Below are 22,673 nucleotides of genomic sequence, written 5' to 3' on the forward strand. Positions count from 1 at the left end.
TTTAATAAAGGGGCATCTTTTAACACTTAGCGTTACCGGTAGCAAGCAGACGAAAAGGCTGGCGTTGCCGCCAGCCCTCGCTATCAGAACGACAGGGTAACGCCAGCGTAGTAGGCGCGGCCCGGCTCGTTATAGGTCGATGCGCCTTCGTTTTCACGATAGAGACGCTTATCGAACAGGTTATTGATCCCGCCGTTGAGCAGCAGGCTTTTCGTCAGCTGGTAGTTGGCGTTCAGGCCAACGATGGAGTACGCGCCCACCTCATTGGTGGCCAGCGTGCCGGTCTCAGTGCGGATCTCCGCATGCTCACGCGGCTTCTGGCGACCATACATCGTCCAGTTAACGTTGGTAGAGAGCTTGTCCGTCATCTTCCAGTCAAGCATGGTATTGACGGTGTACTCCGGGATCACCGAGAGCGGGTTGCCGGTGTCTTTGTTTTCCGACTGGATCATGTAGGTGCCGTTAGTGCGCCAGGTCAGCGTATCCTCAACCAGCGGAATGCTCAGGTTGCCCTCCAGACCTTCCACCACCGCCTTGCCGCCGTTCTCCCACTGCAGGATGTTGTAACCGTTAGAGGCGTAACCCAGTACGTCCGTCCCGGCAACGATCTTGTTTTTATAGTCGTTACGGAAGTACGTGATACCCGCTACGTAGCCGCTGCGGCTGAACTCAAGGCCAATCTCTTTATTAACGCTGGTCTCCGGGTCGAGATCGTTGTTGCCCAGCAGATAACAGCTGCCGGTGGCGATGTTATTCGGACAGCCATTGCCGCGCGTCGAGAGCAGATAGCCCTCGCTGGACTGGTAGAGGTTCGGCGCTTTATAGGCCCGGGCGATCCCCGCCTTCAGCTTGAAGTCTTCCCCCAGATCCTGAGAGACGTTCAGCGACGGACTCCAGTTAGTGCCAAACTTATTGTGGTAGTCGAGACGGATCCCCGGAATGATAAAGGTGCCCGGCGCGGCTTCGATATTATCCTCGAAGTAGACGGCGGTGGTCTCGGCGCTATTTTTACTGTCGCGATCGGCCGGGTTGCCTGCAACATTGCCGATTGCGATCCCCGTCGCGTCGGTGGCGGACATCGAGGCCGGATCGTTCAGCGCCTCGCGCTCCCACTCTGCCCCCAGCGTCACGGTCTGATCGACCCACAGCGTGACGGGAATGTTTACCTCGCCGGTGCTGCGCCAGGTCTCAAGACGGCTGGTGTCATAGGTGTCGCTGTTGATCATCCCTTCGACGCGGCCAGTAGATCCCTCTTGCAGGCGAGTGTTGTTGGTTTTTTCGTAGTAGACGCCGACCTTCGACTGGCCCCACTCCCAGATGCCGTTATGGGTCAGGCCGTAGTTCTGGCGGTACATGCGGTTGGTTTCATCGCCGTAGAGCGTATTAACCAGCCCGTTGGGGCTGAGGTTACCGTTGCTGTACTGGGTATCACCGGCGTAGATATTACCCTGACGGCTGTAGCCATAGTCGAAATCAAGGATCTGCGTGGGGGTGATTTTCCATGACAGCTGACCGTTGATATCTTTGTTACGCACCCCTTCTCGTCCGGCGGCGTAGGAGCCGTTCTGGGCGGTATTGATATCCTGGGCATCGGCGTCGGTTTTATTGAGGTTGCCGTAGAGGCGCATGGTCAGCGCATCGCCTGCCAGCGGCCCGCTGAGATCGAAGTTGGCGCGTTTGGTCGCCCCCTCTTTGTCGTTCTCGGGCTGGTTAGTGTAGAGGGAGAGCGCGCCGTGCCAGTCGTTGGTGGGTCGTTTGGTGATGATGTTCACCACGCCGCCCGCTGCGCCGGAGCCGTAGCGCGCCGCTGCCGGCCCACGGATCACCTCGATGCGCTCCACCAGCTCTGCCGGCACCCAGTTGCTGTCGCCACGGGTATCGCGCTCGCCGCGCCAGCTGTAGCGCACGGCGTTGCGGGAGGTCACCGGCACGCCGTCGATCAGGATCAGAGTATTCTCCGGACCCATGCCGCGAATATCGATCTGGCGATTATTGCCCCGGCTGCCGGAGGCGCTGTTGCCGGTCAGGTTAACGCCCGGCATTTTACGGATGATGGCCGACAGGTCGTTCACCGGCGGCTCTTTTTTAATATCCTCGGCGGTGATGATCGACACGCCGGGTTGCTGCTTAAGCTCCTGCTCTGCGGTGGCATGTACCACCATCTCTTCACCGTCGTCCACCGCTACATCGTCTACCGCCCAGGCGCTAACGCTCAGACAGGAGGATAACACCAGCGCCAGCGGACGCTTTTTGAAAAGGTTACTTACAACCATGCCACTCTTCTCCATTTTTTTGTCATATTTTGAGAATGAGCATGATAATGATAACTATTATTATTTTGTATACAGCGGCGCAATCTTCTTATTTCTTACCTGAATATCCTTAATTCCTTCATATTTGCGCCGCCTATGCAGACTCCTTACCTAGAAGTCGTAGCTCATGGAGATCTTCAGCGTGCGCGGATCGCCCCGGAAGATGTAGGTGCCCAGATCTTCGACGCCGGACCAGTACTTCTCGTTGGTCACGTTATCCACGCCCACGCGCCACACCATCTCGTTGGCATCCTGATTCAGGCGGGTCCGGTAGCGAACGCCCAGATCCAGCGTGGTGTAGTCATCCAGCTTTTTGGTGTTGGCGGCGTTGGCATACTGCGAGCCGGAGTGGTTCACGCGCGCCGTTGCCGTCAGGCCCTCTACCGGCTTGATGTCGTACTCTGCGCCAAACACCATAAAGACGCCTGGCACACCGATAGCATCTTTGCCGTCGTTAGTGCCGTTCTGCGTTTTGGTCATCTCCGCGTTGACCCAGGTGGCGCTGCCGTTAAGGCGCAGGCCGAGCACCGGCTCGCCAAAGACGTTCAGCTCCAGGCCGCGGTTACGCTGCTCGCCGTCAAGCTTGTAGGGACCATCCGTACCGTACTGAATGGCAGAGGGTTTTTTGATCTCAAATAGCGCCAGGGTACCGCCGATGCGACCGTAGTCGATCTTCACCCCGACCTCATTCTGCTTCGAGTGGGCAATGCCGGTGCTCTGACCGAAGTTAGAGGCGCTTCTCGGGGCGACGGCGCCCGGCTGCAAGGCTTCGGTATGGTTGGCGTAGAGCGACAGCTCTTCCCACGGCTTATAGACCACGCCGTAGGTTGGCATCCAGCGGCTCTCTTCATAGCGGGAGTCACTCTGTTCCGCTCCCGTGGCGTTGTTGTAGTTGCGCACCACCACCTTCTGGTTACGCGCGCCAACGGTGAAGAGCAGGCTGTCATCCAGCACGCCCAGGGTATCGCTCAGCAGCCAGCCCTGAGTCCGGTTCCGGCTGGTGGTACGCGGATCGCCATAGTTACCGCCAAAGCTCGTCACAGGCGGCATTGCCACATCGCTCGGATGATAGATATTGATGGTCGGGTTGGCAGCAGCGGAGGACATCCGCCATGCGGTTCTGTCGCGTTTGATCAGCGCCGAATAGCCAACGTTGATTTTATGCGAGACAAAGCCGGTATCGAGATTACCGCGCAGGCCCAGCATGCCGCTATTAGCATCGATATAGCGGTTGGTATCCAGACGGCTTGCCGTCGCATCACCGTTGGCGTTGAGCAGCTTCGGCGAGCTGTAGGTTCCAATTTCATGGGCCTGCTGCGCACCCGCAGCGGCATAGGCGGTCCAGGTGTCGGTCAGATCATACTCGGCGCGGGCCACACCAAACTGGTTGTCAATGTCGTTGTAGCTCCACGTCTGGCTGAAGTTCTTGCTGGGATCCGGCACGTCGGGAATGAAATCTACGCCAGTAATATTGACCCCCATGCCGCTGCCGTGGAAGGTCTTCTTCTGGTAGGCCGCATCCAGCGAGGTGCGCAGGCGATCGCCCCGGTAGTCGAGGCCGATCGAGGCCAGCGTGGTACGGCGGCGATCGTGATCCAGCGGGGCTTCGCCCTCGCGATGCAGCAGGTTAATGCGCGTGCCGAACTGGTTGTTATCGCCAAAGCGACGCCCCAGATCCAGCGATCCGCCGACCATCGCCTGACTGGTGTAGTCGACGCCTACGCGGGTCGTGGGGGTATCTTCCGCATGCTTAGGCTCAAGGTTGATCATCCCACCTACGCCGCTGCCCGCCGCGCCGTTCAGCAGACCGTTGGCACCTTTGAAGATCTCGACACGCTCGATCATCTGGGTATCTACGACCTGACGCGGCACCACGCCCGGCAGGCCGCTCATGGTCATGTCGTCGCCGTCGAGCTTAAAGCCACGAATGCGGTAGGTTTCGGCGGAGTTGCCGTAGCCCTGCACCGGCTGGACGCCTGCGTCGTTGCGCACCACGTCGGCAATGGTTTTGGCCTGCAGATCCTCTACCGCTTTGGCGGTATAGCCGATGACGTTAAAGGGCACGTCCATCGCCTTCTGCTCGCCGAGCATCCCCAGACGGCCGCCGTGGGCTACCTGACCGTCCAGATAAGCAGGAACCGGCACATCACCGCCGGGCGTAAACTCGCTGACCGGTGCTGCCTGCACCATAATGGTATCTTCCTGATTGGTCTTGCTGGTGTCAGCGGCTTCAGCCTGCGCTGAATGGGCTACCGCGCCGATAGCCAGCGCAAGCAAGGACTTGCGCAAAGTGAGAGCGTTATTTTTTATAGGTCGCATCATTAACTCATACGAGAGCGTGGTTAAAAAAATGGCCCGTTGCCGGGCCGGTTGGATTACTGATTCAGGGCGATGCGGACAACGCTGTCCGGACCGTTGGTCGAGTGATCTTTATTGAAGGCCTGCTTGACGGTGACATAGAGGGTCTGGCCGTCGGCAGAGACCAGCAGGCTGTTCGGGTTTGGCGGCAGATCCCACGCCTGCTTCACCGCGTAGGTGGTGCCGTCGAGGCTCAGCAGCTTGCCGGACTCACGCTGGCTGATGTAGATCTCGTTGCGTTTCGGGTTGAACTTCACCGACAGGGAGTCACCGACGTCGAGCTGCTTGATCACCTTGCCGGTATGGATATCCAGCACCAGAGTGGTTTTTGCCTTTGAGTTATCGGTCACGAACAGGCGGCCGGTGGCGCTGTCCTCTGCGAAGTTAAGCAGCAGGGCCTCTTTTTCAGCCAGCGGCTTCCAGCGCTTTTCCACACGGTTGGTGCGCGGATTGATGACCAGAATTTCACCGCCGCCGTTGGCAGCATAGATGCGCTGGGTCTGCTCGGAGTAGTGCAGGCCGGTCATCCATTTACCGGTGTTTTTGATGCGCGTTTTCAGCTTCATGGTTTTCGCATCCACCACCCAGATCAGCGCCGGATCGGCTACCGCGCCGATGTAGAGCAGGCCGTTATGCAGCAGCACCTGGCGTGCGCCGTACGGGAAGCCCTCTTTATTACGTTCCGGGAAGATTGCCCGCGCCAGCACCTTGCCGTCGGCGGTGTTGATGGCGCTAATGCCCGCGTCCAGCGAGTTGGTGACGTAAACAGTTTTACCGTCCGGGGCGATATCCATGCCGAAGTTTTTTAGATCGGTATGGGTCGATCCGATCGTTTTTAAGGTTTTAGGATCGAGCTTGTAGACCACCCCGCCCTGCACGTCTTTGAACCCTTCAGCGCTGGCCACGTACAGCGCATCGCCCGCCGGGCTTAACGCCAGCTCATAAACACCCTCCGCCAGATCGCGCTTCACGACGTTGCTCTGCTGCGCGGACGCTGCCTGCGGTTTTTGCGCCTCGGCGGCCGGTTTTGCGCTGGCGGACTGGGTGGTATTGCAGCCGCTCAGCACCATTGCCACGCAGAGAGCCAGGGCAGAGGTTTTCATTTTCATCAGAAGCATCCTTAACCGTTCAAAGTCATTCATCAGGAAGGTAGCGCGCCGGCCAAAAACGGCCTGACCAAACGCTAAAGAGAATGAGAACTATACTCATTATGAGTATGCGATCAAGAATAATTACCTTGAAAAGTTGAGAAAAAACCACGCAGCTTCGCCTCATAGAAGTTACGTGGTTTTTAACAGGATTTTAGTGCTGCCGTTATCGCTTACAGCCCCAGGGCTTTTAACACCGCTGGCTTCGCCGGTTCCCCGGTGCGGGTGGTGACGCCAGCGAGCCAGCTATCCAGCAGTTCCGGGCGTTTAGCCAGCTCGGCGCGGGCAGCCTCCTGGGCGCTCTGCTTATCGTCCAGCACGCGGGTGATAACGGCGTTCTCCAGCGGGACGTCAAACTTCAGCTGGCTGAAGAAGCGGTTAGCGTTCGGGCACTGAGTGGCGAAATCCTTACGTGTGACGGTGTTGACCGTCGCGCTGCCGTAGTTAGCGCCAAAGTAAGCATCGCCCCCGCTCAGGTAGGCCAGCTTAAAGCGGGTGTTCATGGCATGCGGCTCCCAGCCGAGGAAGACGATCCACTCCTTCCGCTCCACCGCCCGCGTCACCTGCGCCAGCATCCCGCTCTCGCTCGACTCCACCAGATTCCAGTCCTGCAGGGCAAAATCGTGCTTGTCGAGCATCTTCTTCAGGTTCTGGTTGGCCGGCGCGCCGGGGGCGATGCCGTAAATTTTATGATTAAACTTGTCGGCGTACTTTTGCAGGTCGGCAAAGTCTTTCACGCCCGCAGCGGCCACGTAGTCCGGCACCGCGAGAGTAAAACGGGCCGCGGGCAGGTTAGCCCCCAGCACCTTGACCGAGCCGTCGGCGGTAAACTTGCTTATAACCGGCTCCTGGGCAGGCATCCAGTTGCCTAAGAAAACATCCACCTGACCGGTTTTCAGCCCCTGATAGGCCAGCGCTACCGAGAGGTTCTGCACCTTCTGCTGATAGCCCAGCGCGTTCAGCACCACGCCGGAGAGTGCGTTGGTGGCCGCGATGTCCGTCCAGCCCGGATCGGACTGGGTGATGGTGTCACAGCGCGCCTCTTCTGCGGCAATGCTGTTCAGCGGAAGCCAGCCAGCCGCAGCCAGCAGAACGAATTGCGTGAGTGTCTTCATTTTCATTTTATTTTCCTGCCGGTTGTTGAAAAGGACGCGGATAGCGGGCAAAGGCCTCTTGTTCATCCAGCGTCTGGTGATTACGGATATAGCGTTCCGATGCCGCCAGGAACGGCTGGTAGTCCCACTTCGGAATAGCGTCGCGCCCGGCGATACGGGTGAGGAAAAGCCGCTTCTGCTGGCTGGCCAGCACCTGCTTATGGAGCGCCTCCAGATCCCAGCGGGAGCGCACCTCGCTGGCAAAAGAGTAAGCCTGATCCCGGTAACGCGCATGGCTCGCCAGGTTGACGCGCTCATGGGGATCCTCAGCGAGGTTAAATAGCTGCGGCGCTTCGCTAAAGGAGTGAATGTATTTCCAGCTGCCACGGCGGATCATCAGCATCGGGCCAAGCGCTCCTTCGGCAAGGTATTCACTCACCGCATCGTCAGGCCCCGATTCGCCTTTCAGGTGTGGCACTACGCTGCTGCCGTCGAGGGGAGAAATCGCCTGCGGTTTACGATCTTCACCGGAGGCCAGCTCCACCAGAGTAGGCAGCACGTCGACCAGCGAGACGCTCTGGCTTACCCGGCGCGGCGCGAAACGTTTAGGGTTGTGCACAATAAAGGGAATGCGCACGGCGTTTTCAAAGAAGGTCATCTTGTACCAGAGGTCGCGCTCGCCGAGCATCTCCCCGTGGTCGGCGATGACCATCACCACGGTATTCTCCGCCAGCCCGGTCTCCTCCAGAGTGCGCACCACTTCACCAAAGCAGTCATCGACGTAGGCCATCGCGCCATAGTAGGCGTGACGCGCGCGGCGAATATGCTCGTCGGTGATCAGCCCCTCTTCCAACTGGTACATGGCCCGCAGTCGGGCGGAGTGAGCGTCGTCCTCTACGTCCCCCCTGCGGGTCTTCGGCATGTCGATATCCGCCTCGTTAAAACGGTCAAGATAACGCTTCGGAATGGCAAAGGGATCGTGGGGATGGGTCAGGGAGAGCAGCAGCATAAACGGCTGCTCGTCGGGCCGCCGCGCTGCATCATAGAGCCGCTGGCGCGCCTGGAAGAGCGCATCGTCGTCAAAGTCGAGCTGGTTAGTGCGCACGCACTCTCCCGCCTCCAGCACCGAACTCATGTTGTGGAACCAGTCCAGGCGGCGCTCCGGATGGTGCCAGTCCGGCGTCCAGCCAAAATCCGCCGGGTAGATATCGGTGGTCAGACGCTCATCGAAACCGTGAAGCTGATCCGGGCCACAGAAGTGCATCTTGCCGGAGAGCCAGGTCCGGTAGCCCTGCTCGCGCAGATAGTGGCAAAAAGTGGGCGAATCAGCATGAAATTCGGCAGCATTATCAAAAACCGAATTACGTGAAATAAACTGTCCGGTCATTAGCGACGCACGCGACGGCGCGCAAAGCGGACTATTACAGTAGGCGGATTCGAAAACCACCCCTTCGCGCGCTAATTTATCGATATTCGGTGTCAGACTAACCTTATTACCATATGTTCTGAGGGCGCTGGCCGTTAACTGATCGGCCATAAGAATAACGATATTCGGTTTATTCATAAGCGTGAAGCGTCCAAAAATAAAATAAAAAAGAAAAACGTGTTAGGTTTATCTCACGCTTATTTATCCCTGTGAAGGGGTTATTTCATTATCGTGACATAAGGTGGACTAATGGCAGGGAAATTACAGCTTCCGCCTCTCCAGGCGCTAGTGGTATTTGAAGCGGCGGCGCGTTTGGGTAATTTTACCGCGGCCGGGCACGAGCTGGGACTTTCCCAGCCGGCAGTGAGCCAGCGTATTCAGGCGCTGGAAAACGTCGTCAATGCGTCCCTCTTTGAGCGCCGCCACCGGGGCGTACAGCTCACCGAGGCGGGCAACAGTCTCTACCTGATTGTGCGTAATAGCCTGAACGAGATCAGCGAGCAGCTGGAGCGCACCCGCCACCAGCGCAGCGTGCTGCGTATCGATACCGATATGGGCTTCGCCAGCTACTGGCTGCTGCCGCGCATGGAGCGGCTTCAGCAGCTTATTCCCGGCGTAGAGGTGCAGATCGCTACTTCGCCAAATGACTACAGCTTTCGCGACAGCAATGCCGATCTGGCCATCTATTTTGGTCACGGAAACTGGGCGGGCACCCAGACCCAGCGGCTCTTTCCCGAAACGGTCTTTCCGGTGTGCAATCAGAAAATTATGCAGCAACTTCAGCAGGATAAACGGCCTGAATCCCTTCTGGCATTCCCGCTACTTAAGCTGCCGGATACCCGCCCTCAGCGCTGGATGACGTGGGAAGAGTGGTTCCGCCAGCACCATGTTTACGGCCAGAGCCATGCTGCCTCGCGTACCTTTAATGCCTATTCGCTGGTGATCCAGGCGGCACTGGAGGGCCAGGGGATTGCCCTCGGCTGGCAACCGCTTATCGCGCCGTTCCTGGCGGCCAATCAGCTGGTGCAGTGCGGGCCGCAGCTGCGTACCGAGCGCGGCTATTATCTTATTTCTGCTAGCGGCAAACCCACCACCGCCCAGCATGAAAAAGTAAAAGCCTGGTTATTAGATGAGGCATGGAGTTTTCATTTGACGGAAAAAGCTTTGCCAGAAATTATCTAAGCTAATGCTTATTATGTATATCCAATAAAGCAAAATAGATTTTCGCCTCTCTGGCGATTACGTTAATGTGTAGTAGCTTATAAATATTAAGATGAAACTATGTCACAGCCTATATTCCAGCTCAAAGCGGTTAATAAGAACTATTATCCTGGCGGCGGCAAGCGCATTTTTTCCCGCCGTCAGCAAACGGCCAGCGTTAACGCGCTGAACAATATTAATTTAGAGATTTTTGCCGGTGAGATTTTTGTCATTGTCGGTCTCTCCGGATCGGGCAAATCGACTCTGCTGCGTACCCTGAATCACCTTATTCCGGCCAGCTCCGGCGAGGTGATTTTTCAGGGCCAAACGCTGGCCGCCCTGCCGCCAGCAGAGCTGATCGCCCTGCGCCGCCAGCATATCGGTATGGTTTTCCAGTCGTTCGCCCTGTTTGAAGAGCGCAGCGTGCTGGACAACGTGGCGTTTGGTCTGGAGGTAGCAGGCGTTGCCCGTCCGCTTCGCCATCAACAGGCGCGCGCCATGTTAGAGAAGGTTGGCCTGGGTGATGTTGCCGACAGCTATCCTCATCAGCTCTCCGGTGGGATGCAGCAGCGCGTGGGCCTCGCCCGAGCGCTAGTGGTTAACCCCACCGTGCTGCTAATGGATGAAGCCTTCTCTGCGCTGGATCCAATCATTCGCCGGGAGATGCAGTCGCTGCTGCTAACGTTGCAGGCAGAGTCCCGACGCACCATCGTATTTGTCACTCACGATATGGAGGAGGCGCTGCGCCTTGGCACACGCATTGCGATTATGGAGAAAGGCGAGCTGGTACAGGTAGGCAAGCCGGAGGCGCTTATCAACGCCCCGGCCACCGCCTACGTACGTCACTTCTTCTCCGGCGTGGATGTTTCGCGCTGGCAGCTGGCGGAAACCTATGCCGATGTCTGGACGCAGTAAGGAATTACATGAGCTATCCCTTAGACTTTAGCCGCCAGATCGACGACGCGGTACACACCTTGCTAGCCCACGCGGGCGGATTTTTCGATGCGTTTGCCCGGGTGGTAGATGCCTTTGCCGGTGGCCTTGAGCAGCTAATCGGGGCGTTGAACCCGTGGGGGCTGGTGATCCTGGCCGTGGGGCTGAGCGCGTGGCGCATTGGTAAAGGCTTCGCCCTGTTTGCGCTGCTCGCTACCCTCTATATTATCTACAGCGGCTACAGCGATCACGCCGCCGTAACCCTGGCCCTTACTCTCTCCTCTACCTTTTTCAGCCTGCTGATCGGTATCCCGCTTGGGATCTGGAGCGCAAGGCGGGCGCGGGTTGGCAGCGTGGTGCGTACCCTGCTCGACTTTATGCAGACCATGCCGGCGTTTGTCTATCTGATCCCGGCCACCATTCTGTTTGGCCTGGGACGCCCGCCGGGCATCTTCGCCACTATCCTCTTCTCCATGCCGCCGGTAGTACGCCTGACCGATCTCGGTATTCGCCAGGTGAACAGCGCGCGTATTGAAGCTGGCATCGCCTTCGGCTGTACGCCGTGGCAGCTGCTGTGGAAAGTGCAGCTGCCAGCGGCACAGCCGTCCATTATGGCTGGCGTTAACCAGACCATTATGATGGCGATGTCGATGGTAATTATCGCTTCGATGGTGGGCGCAGGCGGCCTCGGTAACGACATACTTAGTAGCATTCAGCAGCTTGAAATTGGCCTGGGGCTACAAAGCGGCCTGGTCGTCGTGCTGATGGCTATCCTGCTGGATCGCCTCTCGGCCAGCTTTGCCCGCCAGCGGCACCGTGAATGATGAAAGAGGGCTTCAATCTGATGGCGAAGCCCGCCAGCTTTCACTGCAACCTGGCGTGCGAATACTGCTTCTACCTGGAGAAAGGCGACGGTGTTCTGCACCAGCGGCAGCCCGCGTTCCAGATGACGGATCGCGTTCTGAGCGAATACGTTCGGCGTTACATTGCCGACACGCCGGGCAACGAAGTCGCGTTTACCTGGCAAGGGGGCGAGCCAACCCTGGCGGGACTGGACTTTTTTCGCCGCGCGGTCGCTCTCCAGCAGCGGTTTGCTCAGGGCAAGCGCATTACCAACTCTCTGCAAACTAACGGCATACTGCTTAACGATACGTGGGCTGGGTTTCTGGCTGAGCACCGTTTCCTGGTTGGCGTGTCGGTGGATGGCCCGCAATCTGTTTTTGATGCCGGGCGCAGGACGCGCAGTGGCCACAGCGTATTTCAGAAAGTCATTGATGGCCTTGAGGCCCTGAAGCGCCACGGCGTGGAGTTTAATCTGCTGGCAACGGTAAATAGCCGATCGGCGGAGCATCCGCTGGCAATCTACCATTTTTTGACCCGCGAGCTGGGCGGCAAGTTTCTGCAGTTTATTCCCGTGGTCGAGCCTGCTTCGCCGCATGATCAGAGTGCGGAGCGTTTTGGCGAGACCATTGCTCTTGAGCATCAGCATGTTGTAACTAACTGGTCGGTCAGCGCCAGAGCCTGGGGTGAATTTAACATAGCTATCTTTAATGAGTGGCTGCGTCACGATGTCGGCCGGGTATTTGTTCAGCTTTTTGATAACACCCTTGCCGCCTGGGCAGGTGAAACGCCAGGCCTGTGCGTGATGCGCGCCAGTTGCGGCGCATCGCTGGTAGTAGAGCAGAACGGTGACGTCTATAGCTGCGACCATTTTGTCACCCCGGCGCACCGGCTGGGGAATATTCTCCGCGACGCCCCTTCCCGGCTGGCCGAGAGCAAACGGCAGCGGAGCTTTAGTTCAACTAAGGTTCCCCGCTCTGCCACCTGTCAACGGTGTCAGTATCGCTTTGCCTGCCAGGGAGGTTGCCCGAAGCACCGCCTGCTGCGCGACGGCAATCATTGGCAAAATTATCTGTGCCAGGGATACTACGTTTTCTTCGATCACATTGCGCCTCAGATGGCGTGGATGGCCAGTCAAATTGCCCTTAATCGACCCCATATAAGATAGGGTTGCAAGTTAAGATGATAAAGATTATCTTTCTCATCACTGAATAGTTGAGTAAATATCTCAGGTATTCAGTACGACATTGCTCACATTGCTTCCAGTATTTACTGCCCGCCCTGCGCGGGCTTTTTTTTGCCTGCAAACAGGCGTTAGATATGGCTACAGTTTGCCTTTAGGCTCGATAAAATAGCGTTGTTACTTCCGGCAAGTGATTGAAATAAAAGCGTCATATTACGAACCTATCCTAGGATAAATCTTACTTGCTGAGAAAACGCCGGTTCTTATGGAAATACCTCTCTCCTCGCGCCAGTTAAACGCAGGCATGTTACGCATCGCTGTACCGCATGTGACTCCCGACTCCAACAATCAGCAGGTAATGGCCCTCTTTAGTGAGCACAAGACGCTGATCGGCCTGCCGGTGCTGGAAAACAGCCGCCCGCTCGGCATGATTAACCGTCACATTTTTCTCTCCCAAATGAGCCGCCCCTTTTTTCACGAACTTTACGATCAAAAAAGCTGCATCGCCTTTATGGATAAGACGCCGTTGATCGTCGAAGCCAGCGCCGGGCTGGAGTATCTCGCCGAGCGGGTAATCGAAACCGGCGACAAGGCAGTGACCGAAGGTTTTATCCTGACCGATGAGGGGCAGTACCTGGGAATTGGGTTAGGCATCGACCTGATTAAGACAGTCTCTGACCTACAGGCCAAGCAGCATTTTCAGATCATGCAGAGTATTGAGTATGCGCGGGTGATCCAGGAGTCGATGCTGAGCCGTTCGCGGCAGGGTATTGAGGAGAGTCTGAAGGAGTGGTGTCTCTACTGGCAGCCACGGGACTGCGTGGGCGGTGACATCTACGCTTTTCAACGCGATGATCATGGCTGGCTGGCGGTGATCGCTGACTGCACCGGCCACGGCGTTCCCGGCGCGTTTATGACCTTTATCTTCGCCTCAGCGCTGGAGAAAGCGCTCTCCCAGGCCCCGGCGCACGAGCCGGATCGTCTGCTGGCCATTGTTAATCGCCACATTAAGCAGACCCTGAGCCAGCTCCATCCCAGCGCCGACCTTAACCAGTCTAATGATGGTTGCGATGCCATCGCCCTGTATGCCGACAAAGCTAACGAGCGGCTTATCTGGGCCAGCGCCCGGATGCACGCTTTTATGCTGGGCGCGGAGGATAACGAAGTAAGCATGCTGGAGTCCGACAGAAAAGGCCTTGGCTATACCGATACGCCCGCGGATCAGCAGTGGCATCGCCATCAGCGCCCGTTGCGCTCTGGTGACCAGGTGATGATTGTTACGGACGGCGTGACGGATCAGATTGGCGGCGAGCGCGGCATTATGTTTGGTAAAAAACGTATTCAATCCCTGTTATTACAGAACCGTACCCTGCCGATGAGCGCCCTCTCCGGCGCGCTGCTGGAGGGCCTTCAGGCCTGGCAGGGTAAGGAAGCGTCCCGTGATGACATGACGTGGTTTGGTTTTCGCTGGTGAGAAACAACATGAAATTAAGTGACCTGCAGGTCAAAGAGGCGGTGCTGCTGCCATTGATTACGCTACAGAGACAGAGCGCGGTAGAGCTGTTTTATACTGGCTATTTTTCGCAGCAGCATATCGTAGCGATGGGTGACGTGGTTCGGGCATGGCTCGATAAGCATGAATCTTCCCTACCGCTGCGCCGTCGGCTCTTCTCCGTTTTTATTGAGATGGGCCAGAACATAGTGCGCTACTCCAGCGACGAGCGCTATATCGGCACGGACAAAGAGGAGCTGCGCTTCGGCTCGCTCTGTCTGCATACCGATCATGATAACTACTATCTTGAAACCGCTAACCTGGTGGGCTGCGAAGCATCCTCATTATTGCGTAACAACCTCGACGTGCTGCGCACCATGACTCAAGACGAGATCAAGCAGGCCTGGAAACAGAATTTACGTAGCGAAGCGCCCGCGACCAGTAAAGGGGCCAACATCGGGCTGTTGACTATGGCGCGAGATACCAGCGAACCGCTGGAGTACCGCATTCATCCTCTGGCGGCCAGCTCGCTGTCCGCATTCCACCTTAAGGCCACCTTCTGCCATGACTGATACCACACTGCCCACCGCGATTGTGCTCGCAGCGACCTCTGCCACACCGGAAGTGAACTTTGATTTTGCGGCGCATCATCTGGTGCTGAAAGGTGAGGCCTACCCGGAGAACGCTGCTGCCTTCTTCCGTCCGCTGCTGCAGGCCACAGAGAGCTGGCTACAGGAGATGCCTGCAGGTGCAGCCCCGCTGCAGCTGCATGTGGCGCTGAGCTATTTCAATAGCTCCAGCACCAAGCTGCTTTTTGAGTTTTTCGAGTCACTCAACGGCTTCGCGAAAAGGGGCAAAGCCTGCGAGCTACACTGGTATTACGATGCAGATGACGATATTTCAGAAGAGTTTGGCCAGGAGGTCAGCCTCGATTTTCCGGCCCTTGCCGTCTTTTTAACTCCGGACCTTAACGCATGCTAGATATTAACGAGCTATTTCAGGAGGAGTATGCTGTCCTGGAAGACGCCCGGGTAGCCGCCGCCGATGCGCGGCTCCCTGCCGAAGAGTGCCGGGAAAAGCTATGGACGGTGGCGAAACATTACCAGCGGCTCATTCGCCAGTCTTACCGTCTGATCTCACGCAGCGATCGCGCCGAACGCGAATTAACGCGCATGAATGATGAGCTACAGAAGCTGGCGGCCCGCCTTGAGTACGAAGCGACCCACGATCCGCTCACTGCCGTTTATAACCGCAGCGCGATCATTAATCATATTAACCGCTCTCTGACCCAGGGGAACGTGGCGCTGATCCTACTGGACATCGATCACTTCAAACGCATCAACGATGAGTACGGTCACCCGATGGGTGATAAAGTCATCTGCTCTCTGGTCTCACGCATACGCCACGCCCTACCTTCGCAGGCATCTATTGGTCGCGTGGGGGGCGAAGAGTTTACTATTCTGTTGCCAAACGCCCGACTGGAAGAGGCAATAATAATTGCACGCTATATTCATGCGTCGCTTAATGCCTCGCCGTTAGACTGTTTACCCCAGCAGTATGTGACGGCCAGCTTTGGCGTTAGCCTTGGCGTACGACACAGCGATTTTGAAGCACTATATAGTGCGGCCGACGTCGCGCTGTATACAGCGAAAAAACGTGGCCGTAATCAAGTTGCTTTACATGAGTCACTATTTCGTCCGTCACTTAACCTGACCGCCGATTCGCCATTAATTGAAAGCCTGCGCGCGGGATAACCCCGCAGGCAAAATATATTATATTTTAAAAATAGAGTGCGTTTCGCTCAGCAAATAATATCCCGGCGGTTGCGATAAACTAATTTTAGCGGTCGAATAATCGAAAAATCGCGTGAGATAAACTCATTGGTAGTGAGGTAGCGCTCATCACCGCTCTCTTCAACCAGCCGCCACAGCGCGGTAAGCGCATCATAGCCAAGCACTTTCTCGCCAGCGGGCGTTTCAACCTGGAACTCCCCGGATGGCAGATAGCCCGAGGAAAACTGTAAATGCTTACCTGGCTCGCCCTTAATATGATGTTCAATTTTTCTGAACCCAACCGGGACTAAATGGAAGCTGTAAAAGGGTAACTTATTAATTTTTAAGTTAGAAAAAGTTGATATAACTTCACTCTCTCTTGTTAAGACTACCTCTTTAAGAGTAACTGTTGAAGTTGGTAAAAGCTCAGGGAATAAGCATTCCACTTTGAAATAAATTATCTGCATACATGCCTCTGGCTATCATGCTTTGTTATGAAAACTTATATGTCTTTCTTTTATAGCGTATCCGACGGCAAAGAACATTATTTTCAGATTATATCGACTTTAACCGCGTGATAATTACACAGATTTACACTTGTAAAGCGCTATTTATTAATCTCAAGGACAACTAGCGCGGCCTTATTTACTAAAACTATAACCTTACGGAAGAACATTTTTTAAAGCGTAAAATATGCATTTACTATTATGTTAGCGGTGCTTAAATGTTTACCCAGCGTTCAATAAGCGGCCCATCCTCTCCAAATACCGGATCGCTGTGGGGAAAAGGCGCATTGGCAATTGCCTCCAGCATCTCACGTGTAGGTGCCCCGCGACAGAGATCAAACTGCTGTTCAGGCGGATAAGCTCCCACTACGGTAAAATCTTCACTGCTGCGAATATTGCAGTGGCCCGTCCCCGCAGGCAGTAACACTACGTCCCCCGCGCGCACCATTACCTGTTGCCCATCCGGGCCACCGAGCATAAGCAACGCTTCCCCACCCGCAAAGGCCAGCACTTCATGGGCATTGCTGTGATAGTGATGATAAGGATAAACGCCATTTACCCACTGCGCAGGCCAGCCGTTTTTTTCAAACAGTTGCTGTGCCGTGCTGACCGCACTCTTATCAGGAGTAAACACCTGACGGTAGAGAATAACGGGCAGTTGCGGGTTATTCGGTACCCAGTCGTTGGCGGCAAGCTGTATAAAAGAGGTGGAATCGATGGCGTTCGTCATAGTCTCTCTTCCAGAAAAGAGGTAGTCATTTTAGCGTAGACATTTCTCCTCTCCTCTGCCAGAAAGGTGCGCTGGCTGTTGGCAGCGGGCGTAACGGACTCATTCCAGCAGTGAAAATGGTAATCTGGTGAGTACCTTCTATATTTCGAGAAGTGCATCACATACCGGAGAGGTAAATATGAGATTTAAGGGATTAACGAAAGGCTTTTTCATCCTGATACTGCTGGTCGTTACGCTGGCGTTCTTTGACATTTTAACGCCCTACTACTCGGCTATTTTATGGGCAGCGATACTGGCAGTGATATTCCATCCGCTCAAAAACCGTTTACGGGACAGGATCGCCGGGCGCAACGGTATCGCTTCCCTGCTGACGGTACTGATTATCTGCCTTATCGTCTTTACGCCGCTGGCGATCATTCTCTCGTCTCTGGCCTTTGAAGCGAATACGGTTTACAGCAAGCTCCAGGACAACAATACCCAGTTCCCGGTGGTGGTTGCCGATCTAGTAGCGCATCTGCCTGGCTGGGCGCAGCAGTTTCTGGCCGATCATGATTTGAATAATGCCACCCAGATCCAGCAGCAGCTGTCGCAGGTGGCACTGAAGAGCGGACAGTATCTGGCCGGTAGCGCGTTTTTAATTAGTAAGAGCACCTTCAGCTTTACCATTAGCTTTGGCGTTATGCTCTACCTGCTCTTTTTCCTGCTGAAAGACGGGCCGTACATTGTGAATCAGGCGCTGGAGTCGCTGCCTCTGTCACGCTATGTCAAGCATCACCTGTTCGCTAAGTTTGCCGGCGTTTCCCGTGCAACCGTAAAAGGCACGGTGGTGATTGGCGCATTGCAGGGACTGCTAGGCGGGATTGGCTTCTACATTGTAGGCATTGACGGCAGCGTGCTGTGGGGCGCATTGATGGCCTTCCTGTCGCTGATCCCGGCGGTGGGTTCGGCCATCATCTGGGTGCCTGCGGCGATCTTCCTTTTTGCCACCAGCCAGATGTGGCAGGGCTTTTTCATTGTTGGTTTCTTTGTCATTGTAGTAGGCCTGGTCGATAACCTGCTGCGCCCGGTGCTGGTCGGTAAAGATACCAAAATGCCCGACTATCTGGTGCTTATCTCTACCCTCGGCGGTCTGGAAATTTACGGCATTAACGGCTTCGTGATCGGGCCGCTGATCGCCGCCCTGTTCCTTGCCTGCTGGAACCTGCTCTCGGGAAAAGATCACCAGGGCAACGCCGACGAACTTGACGACGAGTTTATTGAAGAGGGGCGGCTGCCGCCTGAATCTTAATGCTCACTGCGGCCAGGCAGTGCCTGGCCGTAATAAATGTGTTCCTGTTATGGCTATTTGTTGACGCTGCACAAAAATCACCCTATCTTAAATTTCCCTTCCTTTTGATGTGGTTCCACATTTATGAAAATAGCTCTTACTCTGGTTGCCTCTGCACTTTTGACCTGTGCACTTACCGCACAAGCCGCGGATACCGCTACGCTCTCAATCTCTGGCCGAGTTGTCGAGTCAGGCTTTACCGTTACGTCAGACGGCCAGCGCGTTATACAGCATGGTGTTTCAACCCAAACTGTGGCCCTGCCCGGCGATGAGAGCCGAAAAGTGATCATCACGGCCTGGGATTAACCCTGCATTAGCCCGCCATCTTTTCCTGCCGGGCTGGAGCCAGCCAGCCCGTTTAATATATTCATCAGTTAATTTCTGTTATTTATTAAATGAATGAATGACTAAGTGATAATATAATCACATCAAATATAATAAGTGCTATAAATTGCTTTGCATCAATAAAATACGTCGTTTTTATTGCTGCACGCCGGTCCGTGTGCAATTGTAAGATCAACAAAAGAGATCCATTTTTATTTAATATTAAATTTCCAGGGGAATGAAATGAAAAAATCACTTATCGCTGCTGCTGTTTTAGCTGTGTCTTTTGCTTCGCCTGCTGTTTTTGCTGCGGAGGTTGACGCAGGCACCTTAACAATCCACGGCGTAATAAAAGGCACAACCTGCCATTTTGAATCCGGCGGACAAACGGCTCATATTGATATGCAGCAGATTGGTACAAACTCACTACAAGATTTATCCCCGGGTACCGCATATACTGGTTATACCAATAAAACAAGCACGCCTTTTAAAGTAGTCTGCGATAACACGACTACAGTTCCAAAGATCAAATTTGTCAGCGAGCAGTTTGGTATTCACGGTGAGAATAGCGTCACCAATAATACCTCAGGTGATGCAGAGGGCGTTGGCTATGCCCTTTTTATTAATAACAATCGTGTCAACACTGACGGTAATACCGCTATCGCCAGTAGTCCAAATGCAGAAGGTAAATATACGTTTGATATCTCTGCACAGTACGCCAGGCTGTCGGATCAAGCTGTAAAAGCAGGCGACGTAGATTCTACCGTTACCATCATGGTTATCGCAGACTAAGGTTATTTTCCGGCAGTCCGCTGCCGGATTTCTCTTGCGGAGAGAAGATAATGAAAAGGATTTTTGCGGCCCTGTTAGCCGTTGCGGCGCTGCCTGCCTGGGGCGGCGTTTACATCTACGGCACACGCGTTATCTATCCGGCGGCGAAGAAAGAGGTTACCGTTCAGCTCATGAACCAGGGCGATCGCAGTGCGCTGGTGCAGGCCTGGATTGACGATGGCGATACCCAAACACCGCCGGAAAAACTGCAGGTGCCTTTTCTGGTGACACCGCCGGTTGTTAAAGTAAAAGGCAATACTGGTCAGCAGTTGAAAATTAAATTGACTAAGGCAAGCCTGCCTCAGGATCGAGAGTCAATCTATTACCTTAACGTTCTGGATATTCCGCCGAACGGTGCAAATAATACTGAAAGCAATAAAATAAGGTTTGCTCTGCAGAACAGAATAAAGCTTATCTATCGCCCGACTGGACTGCATGCTGTTAATAAAGAGAGTTTTAATCAACTGCATATTAAGAGAGCCAGCACCGGCATTGTTATTGAAAATAGCTCGCCTAACTGGCTAACAATCCCGGAGATCAACAACGGGACAAAAATTAATAAAGAGACACTGCTACTGGCACCGCGTACAAACCTGACTCTTTCCGGCGCACCCGCTGCCAACACTTACGCCGTCACGCTTATCGACGATTACGGAAATTATCTGCGCGAAAGCATCAAAAGTAATTAATAGTCAAGGAAGCAACTATGTATAAACTTAACCTAATTACTTTAGGGATAGTCTCCTCTTTGCTTTTGCACATTGTTTCTGCCCGGGCTGAAACTTTTGACACCCATTTTTTACACGGTGGATTAAAAGGGACCGGGGCATCTAACCTACAACTAGATGGCGATGCTCCCCTGCCCGGTGCGTACGATTTGGATATTTATCTTAATGATGAGTGGCGTGGACGCTATAGCATAGTGGTGGCGAACGATGCGGATAAAACCTGCTTGCCTATTTCCCAGCTACAGCAGATAGGTATTAAAACCGACGCATTTAAAGATGCATCGATGGAACAGTGCCTGACGCTAAACGATGCTGTCCAGGGTGGTAGCGTTAACTATGACATGAGCCAGCTTGCGCTCAGGCTCACCGTCCCCCAGGCCTGGGTAACCACACACGAGCGTGGCTATATGCCGCCGGAAACCTGGGACCGGGGGATTAACGCCTTCTACACCTCCTACTATGCCAGCCAGTACTATAGCGATTACAAACAGAACGGCACGAGCAAGAACAGCTATGTGAATTTCAACAGTGGTCTTAATCTGTTGGGTTTCCAGCTTCACTCCAGCGCTAACTACACCAAAGGCGACGACGACCAGGGCAAGTGGAAGAGCAATACCCTCTATCTGGAGCGCGGCATTCCTGAAATTCTGAGCACTGCCCGCGCCGGGGATATGTATACCGACGGCGAGCTGTTTGACTCGGTGCGTTTCAACGGCGTCAGGCTCTGGCGTGATATGCAGATGCTGCCCAACTCAAAGCAGAATTTCACGCCGGTCGTAAGGGGGATAGCCCAGAGTAACGCCCTGGTGACCGTCGAGCAGAACGGCTTTGTGGTCTACCAGAGCGAAGTTCCCCCCGGCCCGTTTGCTATTGATGATTTACAGCTGGCGGGCGGCGGAGCCGACCTGGACGTGACCGTGAAAGAGGCGGATGGTAGCACGACACACTATCTGGTGCCCTTCTCCAGCGTGCCCAAAATGCTGCAGCCCGGCGTAGTAAAATATGACGTTGCCGCCGGACGTAGCCATATTGAAGGTGCCAGCGATCAGGCGGACTTTATGCAGGGAAGCTGGCAGTATGGCGTCAATAATTTAATGACGCTCTACACCGGCACGATGCTGTCGAACGATTACAATGCCTTTCTGCTCGGTAGCGGCTGGAATACCCGCCTTGGTGCTTTCTCCCTGGACGTTACCCGCTCCCACAGCAGCCAGGATGATGGCGCAACCTATGACGGTCAGAGCTACCAGATTGCCTGGAGTAAATATTTGACGCCCACCGGGACACAGCTATCGATGGCGGCATGGCGCTACTCCTCAAAGAACTACCGCACCTTTAACGATCACGTCTGGGCAAACAATAAAAATAGCTACCATCGCGACGACGACGACGTTTATGACATTGCTGACTACTACCAAAATGATTTTGGCCGTAAAAACAGCTTCTCGCTGGCGGTTAACCAGGCGCTGCCTGCGGGTTGGGGGTCGCTCTCCGGCAGCGCTCTTTGGCGCGACTACTGGCAGCGGGGAGGAACCCGTAACGACGTCCAGCTAAGCTACTCGAATAACTGGTCACGAGTTACCTATACCCTCTCCGCCAGCCAGTCCTACGATGAGGATGATCGGGAGGATAAACGGTTTAACATCTACTTCTCAATTCCTTTCTCGTGGGGTGATGATATCACCACGCCACGGCGTGACCTGTACGTCTCTAACAGCACCACCTTTGATAATGATGGCTACCAGTCAAATAACACCAATATTAACGGCATCGCGGGCGACAGGGATCAATTTAACTATGGCGTGAACCTGAGCCACCAGCGACAAGATCATGAAACCGCGGCGGGTGCGAACCTCGCCTGGCATGCTCCCTTTGCCACCCTGGACGGCAGTTATAGTCAGTCTAACCGCTATAACCAGGCCAGCGGCAGCATTCAGGGCGGCGTAGTTGCCTGGGGCGGCGGCGTTAATTTTACCCATTCCCTTACCGAGACCTTTGCCATTATTGATGCGCCAGGGCTGGCAGGGGCCAGCGTGCAGGGAAACAGCTACAACACCACCAGTAAGCAGGGTAAAGCGATCTATAGCAGCTTAACCCCTTACCGTGAAAATACGCTGCTGCTGGATACCTCCAACACCGAAAGCGACGTCGCGTTAAACGGCAACCGTAAAGGTGTTGTGCCCTATCGTGGCGCGGTCGTGCTGGCTAAATTTGATACCGACAGTCGTAAGCCGCATCTTTTCACAGCCAGACGCCCAGACGGTTCACCGTTGACCTTTGGCTATGAAGTAGAAGACGAGGCGGGCCAGAACATAGGCGTGGTTGCTCAGGGTAGCCAGCTATTTATTCGTACCGATAGCGTGCCGCAAGCTGTTCATGTGGCGACGGATAAGCAGCAGAACCTTTTCTGTACCATCACATTCGGTAAAACAATCGACGAAAGCAAAGTTTATACTTGCCGCTAGAAGG

At 54.9% G+C, this 22,673-nt stretch carries 20 protein-coding genes; 13 read left to right on the forward strand and 7 right to left on the reverse strand.

The window, feature by feature from the left end; translation table 11 throughout:
* Window positions 1-83: 83 nt before the first annotated feature.
* The 5 genes from RTN40_RS04400 to betC all read right to left on the reverse strand — a co-directional run bounded on the left by RTN40_RS04400 (window position 84) and on the right by betC (window position 8,476).
* The gene (locus tag RTN40_RS04400; protein WP_312227396.1) at window positions 84-2,273 is read right to left on the reverse strand and encodes a TonB-dependent siderophore receptor; all 2,190 of its coding nucleotides are present in this window, start codon (window positions 2,271-2,273) and stop codon (window positions 84-86) included.
* A gap of 150 nt (window positions 2,274-2,423) precedes the next feature.
* A complete protein-coding gene (locus tag RTN40_RS04405) occupies window positions 2,424-4,631 on the reverse strand; it encodes a TonB-dependent receptor (RefSeq protein WP_409418513.1) in 2,208 nt (735 codons plus the stop codon).
* A 56-nt stretch (window positions 4,632-4,687) separates the two neighbouring features.
* A complete protein-coding gene (locus RTN40_RS04410) occupies window positions 4,688-5,779 on the reverse strand; it encodes a YncE family protein (protein ID WP_312227398.1) in 1,092 nt (363 codons plus the stop codon).
* A gap of 212 nt (window positions 5,780-5,991) precedes the next feature.
* Window positions 5,992-6,939, reverse strand: coding sequence for a choline ABC transporter substrate-binding protein (gene choX / locus RTN40_RS04415; RefSeq protein WP_312227399.1), 948 nt, complete (start codon window positions 6,937-6,939; stop codon window positions 5,992-5,994).
* Between the two features lies 1 nt (window position 6,940).
* Window positions 6,941-8,476: a choline-sulfatase gene (gene betC, locus RTN40_RS04420; RefSeq protein WP_312227400.1), complete on the reverse strand. Its 1,536-nt coding sequence runs from the start codon at window positions 8,474-8,476 to the stop codon at window positions 6,941-6,943.
* 111 nt (window positions 8,477-8,587) lie between these two features.
* Here betC and RTN40_RS04425 point away from each other — a divergent pair, with 111 nt between their 5' ends.
* The 8 genes from RTN40_RS04425 (at window position 8,588) to RTN40_RS04460 (ending at window position 15,740) form a co-directional block, all read left to right on the forward strand.
* A complete protein-coding gene (locus RTN40_RS04425) occupies window positions 8,588-9,520 on the forward strand; it encodes a LysR substrate-binding domain-containing protein (protein ID WP_312227401.1) in 933 nt (310 codons plus the stop codon).
* Window positions 9,521-9,619: 99 nt separating this feature from the next.
* Window positions 9,620-10,453, forward strand: coding sequence for an ATP-binding cassette domain-containing protein (locus RTN40_RS04430; RefSeq protein WP_312227402.1), 834 nt, complete (start codon window positions 9,620-9,622; stop codon window positions 10,451-10,453).
* A gap of 8 nt (window positions 10,454-10,461) precedes the next feature.
* Window positions 10,462-11,295: a proline/glycine betaine ABC transporter permease gene (locus tag RTN40_RS04435; RefSeq protein WP_312227403.1), complete on the forward strand. Its 834-nt coding sequence runs from the start codon at window positions 10,462-10,464 to the stop codon at window positions 11,293-11,295.
* Window positions 11,295-12,479: an anaerobic sulfatase maturase gene (locus RTN40_RS04440; protein ID WP_312227639.1), complete on the forward strand. Its 1,185-nt coding sequence runs from the start codon at window positions 11,295-11,297 to the stop codon at window positions 12,477-12,479. Before RTN40_RS04435 ends, RTN40_RS04440 begins: the two co-directional genes overlap by 1 nt.
* A gap of 280 nt (window positions 12,480-12,759) precedes the next feature.
* Window positions 12,760-13,968: a SpoIIE family protein phosphatase gene (locus RTN40_RS04445; protein WP_312227404.1), complete on the forward strand. Its 1,209-nt coding sequence runs from the start codon at window positions 12,760-12,762 to the stop codon at window positions 13,966-13,968.
* Between the two features lie 8 nt (window positions 13,969-13,976).
* A complete protein-coding gene (locus RTN40_RS04450) occupies window positions 13,977-14,558 on the forward strand; it encodes a SiaB family protein kinase (RefSeq protein WP_312227405.1) in 582 nt (193 codons plus the stop codon).
* The gene (locus RTN40_RS04455) at window positions 14,551-14,967 is read left to right on the forward strand and encodes a DUF1987 domain-containing protein (RefSeq protein ID WP_312227406.1); all 417 of its coding nucleotides are present in this window, start codon (window positions 14,551-14,553) and stop codon (window positions 14,965-14,967) included. Before RTN40_RS04450 ends, RTN40_RS04455 begins: the two co-directional genes overlap by 8 nt.
* Window positions 14,961-15,740 (forward strand): GGDEF domain-containing protein, encoded by a 780-nt coding sequence (locus RTN40_RS04460; RefSeq protein ID WP_312227407.1) that lies wholly within the window; start codon window positions 14,961-14,963, stop codon window positions 15,738-15,740. Before RTN40_RS04455 ends, RTN40_RS04460 begins: the two co-directional genes overlap by 7 nt.
* Window positions 15,741-15,787: 47 nt before the next feature.
* Here the strand turns inward: RTN40_RS04460 and RTN40_RS04465 are convergent, their stop codons facing one another.
* Complete coding sequence (locus RTN40_RS04465; RefSeq protein WP_312227408.1) at window positions 15,788-16,225, reverse strand: hypothetical protein; 438 nt, start codon at window positions 16,223-16,225, stop codon at window positions 15,788-15,790.
* A gap of 253 nt (window positions 16,226-16,478) precedes the next feature.
* Window positions 16,479-16,994 carry a cupin domain-containing protein gene (locus RTN40_RS04470; protein WP_312227409.1) on the reverse strand — a complete coding sequence of 172 codons (516 nt, stop codon included), beginning with the start codon at window positions 16,992-16,994 and terminating at the stop codon, window positions 16,479-16,481.
* A gap of 178 nt (window positions 16,995-17,172) precedes the next feature.
* On the opposite strand from RTN40_RS04470, the gene RTN40_RS04475 reads away from it, so the two are divergent.
* The 5 genes from RTN40_RS04475 (at window position 17,173) to RTN40_RS04495 (ending at window position 22,669) form a co-directional block, all read left to right on the forward strand.
* The gene (locus tag RTN40_RS04475) at window positions 17,173-18,282 is read left to right on the forward strand and encodes an AI-2E family transporter (protein WP_312227410.1); all 1,110 of its coding nucleotides are present in this window, start codon (window positions 17,173-17,175) and stop codon (window positions 18,280-18,282) included.
* Between the two features lie 123 nt (window positions 18,283-18,405).
* Entirely contained in the window at window positions 18,406-18,627 is a 222-nt protein-coding gene (locus tag RTN40_RS04480; RefSeq protein ID WP_312227411.1) for a hypothetical protein, read from the forward strand.
* Between the two features lie 261 nt (window positions 18,628-18,888).
* Window positions 18,889-19,437, forward strand: coding sequence for a fimbrial protein YehD (gene yehD / locus RTN40_RS04485; protein ID WP_312227412.1), 549 nt, complete (start codon window positions 18,889-18,891; stop codon window positions 19,435-19,437).
* Between the two features lie 50 nt (window positions 19,438-19,487).
* Window positions 19,488-20,165 (forward strand): fimbria/pilus periplasmic chaperone, encoded by a 678-nt coding sequence (locus RTN40_RS04490; protein ID WP_312227413.1) that lies wholly within the window; start codon window positions 19,488-19,490, stop codon window positions 20,163-20,165.
* A gap of 17 nt (window positions 20,166-20,182) precedes the next feature.
* A complete protein-coding gene (locus RTN40_RS04495) occupies window positions 20,183-22,669 on the forward strand; it encodes a fimbrial biogenesis outer membrane usher protein (RefSeq protein ID WP_312227414.1) in 2,487 nt (828 codons plus the stop codon).
* Window positions 22,670-22,673: the final 4 nt, after the last annotated feature.

The sequence above is a fragment of the Pseudescherichia sp. genome, assembly GCF_031987975.1.
GTDB lineage: Bacteria > Pseudomonadota > Gammaproteobacteria > Enterobacterales > Enterobacteriaceae > Pseudescherichia.